Source organism: Terribacillus aidingensis, from assembly GCF_900215625.1.
GTDB classification, from domain to species: Bacteria; Bacillota; Bacilli; order Bacillales; family Amphibacillaceae; genus Terribacillus; species Terribacillus aidingensis.
This window is the reverse complement of the sequence record NZ_OBEK01000008.1, coordinates 22,615-37,717: the sequence shown is the minus strand read 5'-3', so window position 1 is coordinate 37,717 and position 15,103 is coordinate 22,615. Positions and strand designations below refer to the sequence as shown.

Sequence of the window (15,103 nt, the reverse complement as noted above, 5' to 3'; positions counted from 1 at the left end):
TAACAGGAAGCAAGGAGCAGATGTCCTATACCGTGACTGTTCATTATACATTCATTCTACACTATTTGCAGGTGACAGCGCGTAAACTTTTAGCTATAATGATTGCTAATTACTTGAGCTGGATATACTAGAAAGAGAGTGGGAGAGAGCGATGATGAACGACGAATTAGCTGTTTTGCGAAAAAAACTAGATGACGTAAATTTGGACCTGCTAGCTTTGATAAATGAAAGAGGAAAGCTGGTTCAGGAAATTGGAAAAGTGAAAGAAAAGCAAGGGACAAAGCGTTTTGATCCGGTTCGGGAACGGGATATGCTGAACGTGATTGCAGATAATAACCAAGGTCCTTTCCAAGATGGAACACTGCAGCATTTATTTAAAGAGATATTTAAGGCAAGCTTGGAGCTGCAGGAAGACGATATGCATAAAGCATTACTTGTATCACGGCAGCGGAAACCGGAAAATACGGTTATCAAGATTAAGAATACTTCTATTGGCAATGGCGTCCCGCAATTCATATTCGGTCCTTGTTCGGTTGAAAGTTACCAGCAAACGGCAAAAGTCGCAGCATCACTTCAAGAAAAAGGATTGAACCTGCTTCGCGGCGGAGCTTACAAACCGCGTACATCTCCATATGACTTCCAAGGTTTAGGCGAAGAAGGTTTGCGTATCTTGAAAAAGATAGCCGATACATACGACTTGGCTGTCATTAGTGAAATTGTTGCACCTGAGGATATGGAGAAAGCAGCTGACTATTTGGATGTCATTCAAATTGGCGCACGGAATATGCAAAATTTTGAGCTGCTGAAAGCAGCTGGCGATGTAAGAAAACCAATTCTGTTAAAACGGGGGATGTCTTCTACCATTTCTGAGTTCATTCATGCTGCTGAGTATATCAGCTCTCGCGGAAATAATGATATTATTCTTTGTGAACGGGGTATTCGCACATTCGAAAATGCAACTCGGAATACACTGGATATAACTGCTGTACCGATTTTGAAACAAGAAACGCATCTGCCGGTAATGGTAGATGTTACACATTCTACTGGCAGACGAGATTTGCTGCTTCCAGCCGCTAAAGCAGCGCTGGCTATTGGAGCAGATGGTATCATGGCTGAGGTGCATCCAGATCCGGCGGTCGCACTATCGGATGCTGCACAGCAGATGGACCTGGGGCGCTTTGATGCATTTTACCGGGATTTAACGTCTCACAGCAGTTATGCAAGCCGTGTCCCAGCTGAATAATATAGGTGTTAAGAAACACAGCAAGCCCATAATATCAAGGGTTTTTGTATCTCTTTCTACTGAAATGTTCAAAACTCTGGTATAATGGGTAAAGAATATGTGAATAAACATACAAATTGCTAATATCATCTTTAGATGATTGGAATCGTGTAAGGTGTATATAGGAGGAAATGACACAATGAATGTAACCATATACGACGTTGCCCGCGAAGCAAATGTATCAATGGCAACTGTCTCCCGTGTGGTAAATGGCAACCCAAACGTTAAACCTGCAACTCGGAAAAAAGTACTTGGCACCATAGAGACGCTCGGCTATCGTCCGAACGCAGTAGCGAGAGGGCTTGCAAGTAAGCGGACAACAACAGTTGGAGCAATCATACCGGATATCTCGAGTATTTTCTTCTCGGAGCTTGCGCGAGGGATTGAGGATATTGCAACGATGTATAAATACAATATGATCCTAAGCAATTCCGATCAAAACCCGGATAAAGAATTAACCCTTTTCAATAGCATGCTGGAAAAGCAGGTAGATGGTATTGTCTTCATGGGCGGAAAAATCAGTGAAGAATTGCTTCAGCAGTTCGAGAAATCTCCTGTGCCAATTGTTATTGCAGCGACAGTACAAGGGACAGGCGATATCCCAACTGTAGCAATTGATTACGAACAAGCGGCATATGAGGCGACAAACTTACTTGTCAGCCACAAGCATCAGCATCCGGCATTTGTTGCGGGAGAAACAGAAATCGAAACAAATAACCAGAAATACAAAGGTTATCTTCGTGCTGTAACCGAGCATAATGGTGAAGTGAAGCAAGAGTACATCGTGCAGGCAGCCAACACGTATGACGCCGGTCTTAAGGCAGCTAAACAGCTGGCGGAACTTTCTGACCGCCCATCTGCTGTATTTGTTTCTTCAGATGAAATGGCCCTGGGTGTTATTCATGGCTTCCAGGATATCGGCTTAAATGTGCCGGAAGATATCGAAGTAGTAGGCTATGACAATACAAGACTTGCGACAATGGTTCGTCCGACTCTATCTACTGTCGTACAGCCGACGTATGATATCGGAGCCGTAGCTATGCGTCTCTTGACGAAACTAATGAATAAAGAGGAAGTTTCAGATAAACATGTTACCTTGCCTCACCGAATTATCGAACGTAATTCGACAAAATAAAAACTAGCGTATCCATTTGGATACGCTAGTTTTTTTATAGTGTAATGGTGGCCGACTCTTTGTCATTCTTGCCGACAGCTTTGATTTGATAGGAAGAATCGCTATCCGGCAAATTGTAGGACGATTGATCGCTGAAACCGATTTGCACATATTTGTTGCCTTGTTTTTGCAGGATGCGATAGCCTTTCACATCTTTTGTTTTGGACTGTGTCCATGTCAGTTTCTTATCTGATTTCTTTACATTGGTTGGCGGCAGCGGAGCACCAGAACTTGTCGTTACAGTGTTCACTTTATCTTCTGTTTTTGCTGCCGTTTTGCCAATTAAATTTTGTGCTTTTTCATTGCGAGGAAAGAGCTGTTCAGCGCTGACTCCTTGCAACTCGTTCGCTTTAAGAAAATCAGGATTCAGGATAATGCTGCCATTTTGACTGATCAAGCTGTTATCAGCTTTTGTCGGTGCGTATTTTGTATTAAAAAGATCTGTCTTCACCATGCCCGCTTGACTGCATAGGTCTGTTGGTTTCCCACCGTCAATAGCACAATAGGAAGCACTTGTGATTCCGCTAGGCTGCTTAAAGGAAGAACTAGGAGCCATAAGATCTGGATTTATTTTTGTTGCACTGTTGACGAGCTGCGTCCAGAGAAGCTGGCTTCGATGGCTGTAGCTCATTCCAGCAGTATTAACAGAATCTGGTCTATCGTAGCCCATCCATACGCCGACGGTCACATTAGGATTGGTGGCAACCAACCAGGAATCGTGATATTCCTGCGATGTTCCTGTTTTACCTGCCCAATCGACATTTTTATTCGCCAGCTGTGAATTGGCGTAGGTAGCAGTACCGCTGTCAAAAACACCGCGCATCATATCCAGCATCAAGTAGTTCGTTTGCGGGCTGAATACTTTCGTAGATTCTGACTTGTGCTTATAGATTTCTTTGCCGTCTTGCGTTTTGATAGATTCAATCATATAAGCATCCGTGAAGTTCCCGTTATTCCCGAAGGTTGTATAGGCGTTGACGTTTTCTTCAACAGTCGTACCATAAGCTATCCCGCCTAATGCTGCAGAAAGGTTATTATGATCGCCTTCCGTTAATGATGTAATTCCCATCTTTTCTACATACTTGCTAGCCGGATCTAAATTTAGAATATCTCTGTAAGCTCTTATCGCAGGAATGTTATAAGATTGCTCCAAGGCTTTTCTGGCAGTTACCAAGCCGTGGAAGTTACCGGCATAGTTACCAGGTGTGTAAAGTTTTGATTGACCAGGTATGGAGAAGCTTTTACGTACGTCTGCAATAGGACTTCCAGGCTGCAATACTCCTTCTTCCATTGCTGGTGCATATACTAACAACGGCTTCATTGTACTGCCGTTAGAGCGTTTCGTGTCTGTCGCATGATTCACTTGGTTCTTGTCATAATCTCTGCCGCCAACGAAACTTAAAATCTTACCAGTGCTGTTCTCAATCATAATAGAACCAGCTTGAATCGGTTCAGAATATGGCTCTGCTTCCTCGTCCTCTGGTTCAACCCAATGATCAGGCTGGTAATAGGCGTAATCCTTTGTAATCTTTTGCTGGGTTTCATACATTTCCTTATTAATCGTTGTATGAATTTGATAGCCATTTTGACGTATAGCACGTGACGCTTTATCCAGATATTCATTCTTAAGGTCGTTATCTTTGTTCAGTTCCTTCTCAGAATGTCCATCCGCTTTAGCTAGCTGTACAGCAATAATATCGGCTGCACGCTGCTCGACCTCGGTTGTCAAATAGCCGGATTTTGTTTTAGAAGATGCGCCGCTTTCGATGAAATCTTTGGTAATGTCATAGCTCATCGCTTCTTCATATTCTTTTTCACTGATATATCGCTCTTCCAGCATTCGGTTGAGCACTTGCTTCATTCTATTTAGGCCAGGCTGCATTGCTGCTTCTTCTTTTAGCTTACCGTTATTGGTATACGGAGAGTAAGCCGTCGGGCTTTGTGGCAATCCTGCTAGAAAAGCAGCTTGCGGCAGCGTTAAGCCTTTCGAATCAACGCCAAAGATCCCTTGAGCCGCTGTTTGAATACCGGCAATGTTATCACCAGAAGCATTTCTGCCGAATGGAACAATATTTAAGTAAGCTTCCAGAATTTCATCTTTAGACAGCGCTTTTTCTAAACGCATTGCCAAAACGATTTCCTTTGCTTTACGTTCGAAAGAAACTTCGTTGGTCAATATTTGGTTTTTGACGAGCTGCTGTGTGAGTGTACTTCCGCCTGTCTTATTCTCGGCATTCGTCGCTTCCTGCATGATGGCACGCAGTATCGATTTGGGCACGACGCCATCATGTGTTTCGAAGTTATCATCTTCCGTTGCGATAATACCATCAATTACATATGGCGAAATATCATCGAGTTTAACATCTTCTCGATATAGATCTGTTTTGATATTGCCGTAAAATACATTATCTGCGTAATAGATAGAAGACGTCTCTTCATAACTGTTAACATCTTCTGTTATGGAAGCATACGTACGGACAGGTTCATCTTTTACAAGTGATGCGAAATAGCCTGCACCGGCTCCGGCAGCGAAAAAGATTCCGATACCAGCGAGAAGCAGGAAAAAGAGAAATAAGTTCCAAATGACATCATATGTTATACGAGAATTTCGCTGAATCTTGCCAGCTTTCCAAGCTTCCGAAACCCATGTCCGAAGTTTATTCCAAATTGCTTTGATTTGCATGTTTCACCCCCGAATTGGTTTATCTATTATACCATAATAGTCAATTTTCGTAGTGAGTCCATCTTCCTTGTTGCAATTTGTAGATTATTGTATCTGCTGAAAAAAACCTTGTATTTTATAGGTGTATATGGTAATAATGTAGGAACAGTCATTATAAAATATTGCGTTGAAGGTTATAGTAGCGGAACAATTCCCTGTTGCAGAGAGCTGACGGCCGGTGCGAGTCAGCATACAGTTGTTTTGCCAAGTACAGACTGGAGCTTCTTCTGTGCAGACAGAGGACGGATGTATTGTATATCCGTTAGCAAACCGAGTGGCAGGTTAACTGCAACAAGGGTGGTACCGCGAGTCATGTCTCGTCCCTTTTTTGGGATGGGGCATTTTTTTTGTTTTTATAAAGTGTTGAGGAGTGTTTAATATGTCAATTTTGAAGGATTTGAGAGACAGAGGTTTGATACAGCAGACAAGTGATGAGGAAGGTTTGGAAAAACATCTATCCAGCCAGCAAGTAAGTTTGTACTGCGGATTTGATCCGACCGCTGATAGTCTGCACATCGGTCATTTGGTTCCAATGCTTATGCTGAAACGTTTTCAGCAAGCAGGTCATCGTCCGATCGCTCTAATCGGTGGCGGTACGGGAATGATTGGGGATCCGAGCGGCCGTTCGGATGAGCGTAACTTAAACGATGCAGCTACTGTAGATAGCTTCAGTCAAGGCATCGCCAAACAGCTTGCCGGCATTTTGAATTTTGATGAGGGAGAGAATGCCGCCAAAGCAGTAAACAATAAAGACTGGCTCGGAGCGATGAGCATTATTGATTTCCTCCGTGATGTTGGGAAGCATTTTGGCGTCAATTATATGCTGGCGAAAGACTCCGTCGAATCCAGATTAGCAAATGGCATCTCTTTTACAGAATTCAGCTATATGATTTTGCAGTCGCTTGATTTCCTTCGTCTGCACGAAAGAGAAAATGTCACGCTTCAAATTGGCGGCAGTGATCAGTGGGGGAATATTACTGCTGGAATGGAATTAATTCGCCGTACACATGCAGGAAACGATGAAGAAGCAGCAGACAAGGCATTTGCGCTTACAGTGCCGCTAATTACAAAAGCTGACGGTACGAAATTTGGGAAGACTGCCGGAGGAGCTGTATGGCTAAGCCCGGAACGGACAACACCATATGAGTTTTACCAGTTCTGGTTCAACACAGATGATCGTGATGTGATCAAATTCATGAAATACTTCACTTTCATGTCGCTGGAAGAAATCGCAGCATTTGAAGAAAGTGTTGCAAAGGAACCAGAAAAACGCCTTGCACAGACGAAACTGGCAGAAGAAATGACTACACTTGTACACGGAAAGGAAGCGCTGCAACAAGCTATTAAGATCTCTGCAGCTTTATTCAGCGGGGACATCGCTTCTCTTAATGGTGCTGAAATTGAACAAGGCTTCAAGGATATGCCATCCTACACAGCAGCAGACGAAGACAAAGGTCTTGTTGACATGCTTGTTGAAGCAGGTATCTCATCCTCTAAGCGTCAGGCGAGAGAAGATATCACCAATGGTGCCATTCGTGTTAACGGAAATAAAGTCGAAGATACAGCTCGTATCCTCGTCGAAGGCGACCGGATTGATGGAAGATTCATTATCATCCGTCGCGGAAAGAAGAAATACACATTGTTAAAATTTGCATAATAAAAAAGCACTGTCCGCTTGGGCAGTGCTTTTATGTTTTATAAGGACCGGATGGGGAAAGAAAGAAGCATAGAGATAGCAAAAAGAAAAAATACACAATAGGAGGCATATTATGCGTAACACGATAGAATCATTCAACAATGAAGCAAACGCAATTGTACGTATTAATGAATTAGTTACAGCGGGTGTACCAGAGGAAGATGTGACCGTTATTGTGGATAAAAAACCTCACGACAGTATATTAGCAGATAAAAGGGAAGTGAATTATAAAGAGGCAAACGGCTCTTTCGGCACAAAACTTTCTTCTTTCTTTTCTAGTAATGACCCAGAAGAAAAAGTGTTAAAAAATCTTCAGCTGTCTGATACAGAAAAAGATCGCTATGCAGAGGAACTAAAAGCAGGCAAGGTACTGCTTTATGCAAAAAACAAGCCTGCAGCTGGAACATCTGGACAAGTAATATCCCAACCAGGCAGCAAAGATCGCAGCGACCATGCAGCAGAAGCCGAAAAAGGGATGACGGCAGATGGGCTGTATGCTGCCGATAAACCGAATGATGGGCTGCATGCAGAGCCGAACACAAAAGATCAAAATGCGAATGAGCTTAACAAGACAAGAAGATAAAATTTTATATTGATAAAATAACTTTTCCAGAAGCGTTTACTTCTCAGTATTAAAAAATATTGTTTAACAATAATGTCAGCGGGAAAACAATGATTAAGCACAAGTTCATTACAAAATATTAGGAGGTATACATCATGTTAGCACAAAATATTGAAACCTACCAAAATGAGAATGACGTCATCGTGAGAGTGAATGAACTTAAATCTAAAGGAATCCAAGAAAACAAAGTAACAGTAATTACGGACAAGAAACCAGACTCTTCCATCCTTGCAGATCGGCTTAGTGTAAACTACAAAGAAGCCAAAGGATCATTCGGTGATAAGGTTTCTGCAATGTTCTCTGGAGATAAGCCGGAAGAGAAAACACTGCAAGAGCTAAACTTAAACGAAAGGGAAACAGACAAATATGCAGATGAATTGAAGAACGGAAAGATTCTGCTGTTTATCGATCCAGCTGCTAGAAAGACACTGGAAATGGAAGACGACACTATTGCGCAGGACCCATTAGATGCTGCTAATGCCGCTTATACAGAAACAGATAATACTGCTTTCACAGAGGTCAATAAAAACACAGCTGCACAGCCGGGAACTTCTCAAAAAGAACAAATGGAACTGCATGAGGAGGTTGTCGATGTAGAGCGTGATACATTCAAAGCTGGTGAAGTAAATGTTGACAAACGTACAGTGACAGACCGGGAAGAATTTGATGTGCCAGTAAATAAGCAAGAAGTGAACATTGAACGTCGCCCAGTGAATAAAGTAAGCGATAGAGCAAATGCTGCTGATGCTTATACGGAAAAAGACGGCATTCATGTTCCTGTATATGAAGAAAAAGTAGATGTAGATAAAAAAGATGTTATTAAAGAAGAAATCGTCGTAAATAAAAAAGATGTGCAAGAAAACGTACATGTAAATGAAAATGTAAGACGTGAAGAAGCAGAAATAAAAGATACGACGAAAAAAGATAGTGATTTGAAATAAGTGTAATCGATCAAGTAAAAAGCCCCAGCCATTGACACAAGCAAGTGTCGGCTGGGGCTTTTTTGGCTAGGATCTATTAATACAGTTTAGGATAATGGTAGTATTTTTCCTTTTTTAACGGTTCCAAAAGGTATTCTTTCATGAAAGATGCTATAGTAAGTGTTCATTTATTATGTAAAGATTTGATAAAAGGAGCAGGAAAATGCAATACCAACAGGAGTTACATCAGCATTATCTTGAAAACATAGATCAAATAGTAGAAAAATGGTATAGCGCCTCCGATAAATCGAGCGGGGTATATGCTTCTGAGGATCCAGAAGTTATTGCCAATCTTAAGGCGCAAAATAGAGGATTTCATGAACGTTTCTGCGAGGTGCTAAATCCGAATTTAAATTTATCATGTAATGCATTTGAAGATTGGGTTGTTTCAACTGCCAGAGATGATCGTCATTTAGACACACCAATCGAAGTAGTCGTTCAAGAATTTTATCGCAATCAGGAAATCTATTTACACATCCTGCGTGATTTTTGTGAGGCGAAAGATGTAGATGCACAAACAGCGTTGGATTATTTTAAGAAGATTACGGACTCATTCAATGAAGTGATTGTTTGGTATATCCGGGAAAGCGCCAACCAGGCAGAATTCCAATTAAAGGCTCAACAAGACCTCATCTTGGAACTAAGCACACCAGTCATATCACTAACACCGACAGTAGCATTGCTGCCGCTTGTCGGTGATATTGATACAAATCGTGCTCAATATATGATGGACAATGTCCTGCACAGCTGTTCGAAGCTTGAGGTAGATCACTTGTTTATTGATATGTCCGGCGTTGTTGTAATAGACACAATGGTGGCACAGCGAATATTTTCTATTATAGAAGCTCTAAAACTGCTTGGTGTGGAAACAATTATTTCTGGTATGCGCCCTGAGATTGCGCAAACGTCTACGCAGCTGGGCATTCCATTTGGAAAGATTAAAACGACAAATTCTCTAAAAGATGCTGTGCAGAAAATTTTGTTCTCGTAAAATGAAGGAATGATGAGAGGGCTGTAATAGCCCTTTTTTATTTGGGAAGTATAATGCTGTTGATATAAGTCGACTTTCTTCAAACATTGGAAAGAAAGTAGTAAAATAGTCAGTATATCATTCATACTATTTATTGGAGGGATTGCAGATGGGTAAAACAGCAATCATTACAGGCGCAGGAAGCGGACTAGGACAAGCGACAGCAGTTCGCCTTGCGGAAGAAGGCGTCAATATCGCTGTCGTCGATGTAAGCGAAAAAGGGGCGAACGAAACAGTTGCCTTGGTAAAGAAAGCTGGAGCAGATGCTATCTTCATTCAAGCAGATGTTTCTAAGGAAGCAGAAGTGAAAAATTATGTTGATAAGACGTTAGAACATTTCGGCTCTATTGACTATTTCTTCAACAATGCTGGTATTTCAGGAAGCGGGAAGTATTTCCTTGAATCAGACGTTGCTGAAATCGAACGTATCGTAGGCATTAACTTGCTAGGGGCGCTGTATGGCGTACGTTATGTAGCAGACGTGATGGTGAAAAATGGCGGTGGTTCTATTGTGAACACTTCTTCCAGCGCAGGAGTCATTGGGCAAGATTCAGTTGTCACATATGCGGCGACAAAACATGCCATCGTCGGTATGACAAAAAGCTTGGTAGCAGAGTATGCAAAAGACGGACTGCGTGTAAATGCAATTGCACCAGGACCTACTGAAACAAAAATGGTAGCCGAGTTTTATGCAGCGAATCCGCAAATGAAAGAAAATGCAACGGGCGGCATTCCGCAGAAACGCCTAGGAACACCAGAAGAGGTAGCAGAACTTGTTACATTCTTGCTTACATCTAAAGCGCAATACATCAACGGTGAAGTTGTCCGTATTGATGGCGGTTTTACGAATACAAAATAACTGTGCAGGAGAGCTTGCTAATTCAAGCTCTTTTTTTTATTTATATAGAAGAAACTGCTAATTTACGCTCAACATTATCCATTTGTTGAAGGGTTCTTAACCTTCATAAAATAACTTCAATGCCTTTTTTCCTCCTCCTCGATCACCATTCGCAAATTCTGCTCGCTCTTTTCTCGTTCACTAGCACAGCAGCTCTTCACACTGTAATATCCTTGGTTTATTAGTTTCTTTGTCGGGTATCTGTTTAAGTTTAAGAACAATAAAATGTATAAGCCACTTGCGAAAAAAAGGTGAAGTGCATGCAGATGGCTGGATTGAAGACTGCGTAGCCGAAGGAAATAATCTATATATTAATCGAGGAATTGGCTTTAGTAATCTGCCAATGCGGTTCAAATGCCTGCAAAAAGTTACGCTATTTACTTTAAAAGCATCTGAATAACAGAATTCATGATCCGTTATTCTCTAAGGAAAGGTTATTATCGCTAAAAACGCATAAAAGCAGACAGTGCAGCATGGCAATCTCACTGCTGTAATAAAAAAATAACCCCTGAAATGCAATGGCATTTCAGGGGTTATTACTATCGTTGTGAAAATCTTCCCATTAACGGGAGTAGAACTCAACGATAAGTGCTTCGTTAATTTCAGCAGGAAGTTCAGAACGCTCAGGGTAACGAGAGTAAGTTCCTTCCAAGCTGTTGTTATCGAATGTCACGTAATCTGGAACGAAGTTGTTCGCTTCAACAGATGTAGTGATGATATCAAGTTTACGTGATTTCTCACGAACACCGATAACTTGACCAGGTTTTACGCGGTAAGATGGGATATCTACGCGCTTACCGTCAACTTCGATGTGGCCGTGGCCAACGATCTGACGAGCTTGTCTGCGAGTACGAGCCAAGCCAAGACGGTATACTAGGTTATCAAGACGAGATTCAAGAAGAATCATGAAGTTCTCACCATGAATACCTTTCATTTTACCAGCTTCCTCGAATGCACGACGGAATTGGCGTTCGTTCATGTTGTACATGTAACGAAGTTTTTGTTTCTCTGCTTGCTGCAAACCGTATTCGGATTGCTTTCTGCGTTGGTTTGGACCGTGCTGACCTGGTGGGTAAGGGCGTTTGTCAAGCTCTTTACCTGTTCCGCTAAGGGAGATACCAAGACGACGGGATTTTTTCCATAATGGACCTGTATAACGTGCCATGGATAAATTCCACCTTTATTATTTTATTTGCATAAAATAAAAACAGAGAGTGTCCTCGAGTCACTTGCTGATTATGTTTTCATGTACCATCGCTCCGACAGCAGAGAGTTACACGATACACCTTCTGAAACAAGGAGAAACGGAAATCCGTCTCGCTTTGCGCCTTGCCAAGAAAGGAACAAAATCAGTCAAATGGGAGTTCACGTAGGCCGCCATTTATTTTACACAAAGAGTATTATAAGCTTTTTTGTTGTATAAAGTCAAGGTTAATATAAAAAGGAGAAGAGATACAATAATTAATAAGCAATAAGGACTATTATTATCGTTGAGTAATAAGTATATTATCTTATATAATAGAATAAAACTACCAAAATGTAGGTGAGATGTTATGGAGCGGCTAACTGATAACAAACTTGAACAAGCAAAACTATATTTCTACCAGCTCCTTGTCTCGGGAGAAAGCTATACATACAGGGAGATTCTTGCTCTTGTAACGGAAAGATTAAAAAACCTTTTACAGGCAGAAAGTGTAGCTCTTTACGTATTTGATTTCTGGCAGAAGCGATTAGAGCGCGTTAGCTATGCTGGGCCGACACAAAGTGGATTTTATCGGTCTATCGATTTTCCATTTGCGGCTCCTTGCATACCAAATCAACTAAGAGAGTTTCCGCATGCGTTAGACATTGTGCTGCCGCTGCAAGAACATGGAGAAGCTGCAATTGGATATTTGTACATTGGCAATGCTGCCGACCAGCTGCTTGATAATCGAGAACTGGCTGGAGAGATACGCAAGTTCGTTTCCCATTTAACACAGCTGAAGGAGTCAAAAGAAAATGAGCAGCACATCAACCAATTATATGAAGCGACGACGAACTTGCATGCTTCCATTGATATGCACGATGTTTTGACAGTACTTATTAATACGCTGCAGCAAAGTTATCCGCAGTTTGCATACGCGCTGCTGCTTGCACAGGATTACCATGGGGATACAAATTTACCTATAAAAAATCTGGTATACGACTATTCGGTACATGAGGCTAGTGCAAAAGCTTATATGACCGGAGAGGTGCAGGTAGATCGTAGTGCTGATGGGCAAGTAATCAATCGCTATGTACCGCTGCATGGTAAGCAGGGGATATACGGTGTACTGCATGTTTCGATGCCGGCATTTGTTACTTATACATCAGCTGATGATAGTTTTATTACCAAGCTTGCGGATTCAGCTGGAAATGCATTGGAGAATGCGCGGTTGTATCAGCATTCAAAAAAACTGATCAGTGATTTGCAGCTCATCAATGAAACGTCAAAAAAAATAAATGCGAATTTACGTCTTTCCGATACGATAACGTTAATGCATGAGCAAATTCACGATACATTTGGCGGGGAAGAGATTGGGTTTATTCTATATAAAGGAGATCAAGAAGCTGGTACCGTACTAGACGGCAGTACAGGATTTTTCTTTGATCCAGCTTCTGCGCCGTTCCTTGATCTTATAGCACGTCTTTACCGGAATGAATCCAAAGAAGCTATGTTTGTCAGTAACTTCCCAAATCGTTATCCGGAAATTAACCTTCCGTATCGATCGCTGCTTGTTGTACCGATGGCGGGGCCGGAACAGCTGCAAGGCGTCGTGCTTGTGCTGCATCGCAACCCAAGTTTCTTCACTTTCGAATCTTTCCGGTTGATTGAGTCTCTTGTGCAGCACTCTTCTTTGTCGATTGTCAATTCGATGCTGCAGGAGAAGCTGGAACGATTAGTTATAACAGATTATTTAACCAATCTTTGTTCGCGCAGCTATTTGGACGATCGAATGCGCACGCACATCCAAGATGATGCACAAGGAGGCTTTATCTTAATTGATGTGGATGACTTTAAGAAAGTAAATGATACATATGGCCACAATACCGGCGACTATCTCTTAATTCAAGTGGCGAATCTATTGAAGGATCTGCTTGGACCTAATGACGTGGCCGCCAGATGGGGCGGAGAAGAGCTTGCTGTTTACATGCCGCATGCTACTTTTGAACAGACAATTAAGAAAGCAGAAGAAATCGTGGAAAGTGTAGCAAGCTCAACCCGTCCAGCAGTTACGGTTTCTTGCGGTATATCAACGTGGACAGAGAAAGCGCGACCGGAAGTGCATGAGCTGTTTTCTCAAGCTGATTATAAGCTGTATGATGCGAAGCGATTAGGTAAAAACAGATATTGTGTATAAGCAAAAGCAGCCTCCCATGTTGGAGGCTGCTTTTGTTTTAGTTTTGTAAGTGCTTGACGAGTACAGCAACGAATTTTTCTAGATATTCCTTATCTGTTTCATCAAATCGAGCTTTAGATGGGCTGTCAATATCCAGTACGCCGTAAGATTTGCCGTTAACTATAATTGGAACAACAATTTCAGACTGGCTGGCTGCATCACAGGCGATATGGCCTGGGAACTGATTTACATCTTCTACAAGCTGTGTTTTGTTCTCAGCGACTGCTGTTCCGCATACGCCTTTTCCAATTTTGATGCGCACACAAGCTGGAAGCCCTTGGAATGGGCCGAGAATTAATTCCTCTCCTTTATGAAGATAAAATCCAACCCAGTTTACGTTATCTAAAAACTGATTCAGAAGGGCAGAAGCATTTGCCAAATGGGAGATTTCATCTTCTTCTCCTGTTAGCAATGCGTCAAGCTGTTTTATTAGTAATTCATAATCCTTTTCACGGGAACCGCTATAGGCTGCTGTTTCAAACATATTTTCATTTCCCCCATACAATTATTTTCGATCATTCGACAGATAGCGCGAGATTTGACGAGTGAAAGATGCAGGAATGCACCAAACACTGTCGTATACAACAGGAAAGGAGCTGAAAAGATTGAAAAAAAATGACACGAAACAGAAAGTGATGGACGCCGCTTGTCAATTGTTCTACACAAAAGGCTACCATGGGACATCCGTCCGCGATATTGCGGGAAAAGCTTCGGTCAATGTCTCCTTAATCAACTATTATTATAAAAGCAAGCAAGGCCTTCTGGAAGCATCTGTCGTGTTGTATTACGAAGACTATCTGGCATATCTGGATCAAGTTACGCCTGCTCAGCAGGATAACGCCAGTATCTATCTGAAACGATTAATTGAAGCAATTATACAATATAAGCTTACTCGCAATCAATTTTCTGCTTTTATCCAGCGCGAACTAATGCTGGATTCCATCTTTGTCCGAGAGCTGGCCGTCACGTATCTAGCAAAAGAGACGCATTTGCTAAAACAAGCTTTCAGGGATTATTTGGAGATGCATGGCATACGGGAACGAGAAGGTGTTTACCTCTATATGCAGCTGTCGGGCATGCTGGCAGCTCCATTTACGATGAGTAAAGAGATGAAAGGTGTGTTGGTCACAGAGGAATCACGCGCTTATTTCTGCTCGATGTATACGTCAAGCATTCACCATTGGCTCGATACATTGGCGACCGTCTCCTCCAGTCGTTTGCGGGCAGTCTCAGCCAATTAAAAGCACGTACCAGGGAATAAGTGGAAATCACCTGAGAAA

The 15,103-nt window shown here is 42.0% G+C and carries 12 protein-coding genes and 1 other annotated feature; of the genes, 9 read left to right on the top strand and 3 right to left on the bottom strand.

Features of this window, described 5'->3' with window-relative positions; genetic code table 11:
• Positions 1 to 151: 151 nt before the first annotated feature.
• Together CRO17_RS16805 and ccpA are read left to right on the top strand one after the other, a co-directional pair.
• Complete coding sequence (locus CRO17_RS16805) at positions 152 to 1,243, top strand: bifunctional 3-deoxy-7-phosphoheptulonate synthase/chorismate mutase (protein WP_097043614.1); 1,092 nt, start codon at positions 152 to 154, stop codon at positions 1,241 to 1,243.
• A 178-nt stretch (positions 1,244 to 1,421) separates the two neighbouring features.
• Positions 1,422 to 2,417: a catabolite control protein A gene (gene ccpA, locus CRO17_RS16800; protein WP_097043613.1), complete on the top strand. Its 996-nt coding sequence runs from the start codon at positions 1,422 to 1,424 to the stop codon at positions 2,415 to 2,417.
• 34 nt (positions 2,418 to 2,451) lie between these two features.
• Here ccpA and CRO17_RS16795 read toward each other — a convergent pair whose 3' ends face one another.
• Entirely contained in the window at positions 2,452 to 5,139 is a 2,688-nt protein-coding gene (locus CRO17_RS16795; protein ID WP_097043612.1) for a transglycosylase domain-containing protein, read from the bottom strand.
• Positions 5,140 to 5,296: 157 nt separating this feature from the next.
• Positions 5,297 to 5,506: a binding site (T-box leader), on the top strand.
• Positions 5,507 to 5,557: 51 nt separating this feature from the next.
• Here CRO17_RS16795 and tyrS point away from each other — a divergent pair.
• From tyrS to CRO17_RS16770, 5 genes are all read left to right on the top strand, one after another.
• On the top strand, positions 5,558 to 6,835 hold the full coding sequence (tyrS, locus tag CRO17_RS16790) for a tyrosine--tRNA ligase (RefSeq protein WP_097043611.1): 1,278 nt from the start codon (positions 5,558 to 5,560) through the stop codon (positions 6,833 to 6,835).
• A gap of 112 nt (positions 6,836 to 6,947) precedes the next feature.
• Positions 6,948 to 7,457: a general stress protein gene (locus tag CRO17_RS16785; protein ID WP_097043610.1), complete on the top strand. Its 510-nt coding sequence runs from the start codon at positions 6,948 to 6,950 to the stop codon at positions 7,455 to 7,457.
• A 134-nt stretch (positions 7,458 to 7,591) separates the two neighbouring features.
• On the top strand, positions 7,592 to 8,437 hold the full coding sequence (locus CRO17_RS16780; protein ID WP_097043609.1) for a DUF2382 domain-containing protein: 846 nt from the start codon (positions 7,592 to 7,594) through the stop codon (positions 8,435 to 8,437).
• 202 nt (positions 8,438 to 8,639) lie between these two features.
• The gene (locus CRO17_RS16775; protein ID WP_097043608.1) at positions 8,640 to 9,467 is read left to right on the top strand and encodes an STAS domain-containing protein; all 828 of its coding nucleotides are present in this window, start codon (positions 8,640 to 8,642) and stop codon (positions 9,465 to 9,467) included.
• A gap of 148 nt (positions 9,468 to 9,615) precedes the next feature.
• Positions 9,616 to 10,365, top strand: coding sequence for an SDR family NAD(P)-dependent oxidoreductase (locus CRO17_RS16770; protein ID WP_097043607.1), 750 nt, complete (start codon positions 9,616 to 9,618; stop codon positions 10,363 to 10,365).
• Positions 10,366 to 10,966: 601 nt separating this feature from the next.
• Here the strand turns inward: CRO17_RS16770 and rpsD are convergent.
• Positions 10,967 to 11,569: a 30S ribosomal protein S4 gene (rpsD, locus tag CRO17_RS16765; protein ID WP_097043606.1), complete on the bottom strand. Its 603-nt coding sequence runs from the start codon at positions 11,567 to 11,569 to the stop codon at positions 10,967 to 10,969.
• A gap of 388 nt (positions 11,570 to 11,957) precedes the next feature.
• Between rpsD and CRO17_RS16760 the strand changes: the two genes are divergently transcribed.
• A complete protein-coding gene (locus CRO17_RS16760; protein WP_097043605.1) occupies positions 11,958 to 13,784 on the top strand; it encodes a sensor domain-containing diguanylate cyclase in 1,827 nt (608 codons plus the stop codon).
• 37 nt (positions 13,785 to 13,821) lie between these two features.
• On the opposite strand, the gene CRO17_RS16755 is transcribed toward CRO17_RS16760, so the two are convergent.
• On the bottom strand, positions 13,822 to 14,307 hold the full coding sequence (locus CRO17_RS16755) for a GAF domain-containing protein (protein ID WP_097043604.1): 486 nt from the start codon (positions 14,305 to 14,307) through the stop codon (positions 13,822 to 13,824).
• Between the two features lie 121 nt (positions 14,308 to 14,428).
• Here CRO17_RS16755 and refZ point away from each other — a divergent pair, with 121 nt between their 5' ends.
• Positions 14,429 to 15,064 (top strand): forespore capture DNA-binding protein RefZ, encoded by a 636-nt coding sequence (gene refZ, locus CRO17_RS16750; protein ID WP_097043637.1) that lies wholly within the window; start codon positions 14,429 to 14,431, stop codon positions 15,062 to 15,064.
• Positions 15,065 to 15,103: the final 39 nt, after the last annotated feature.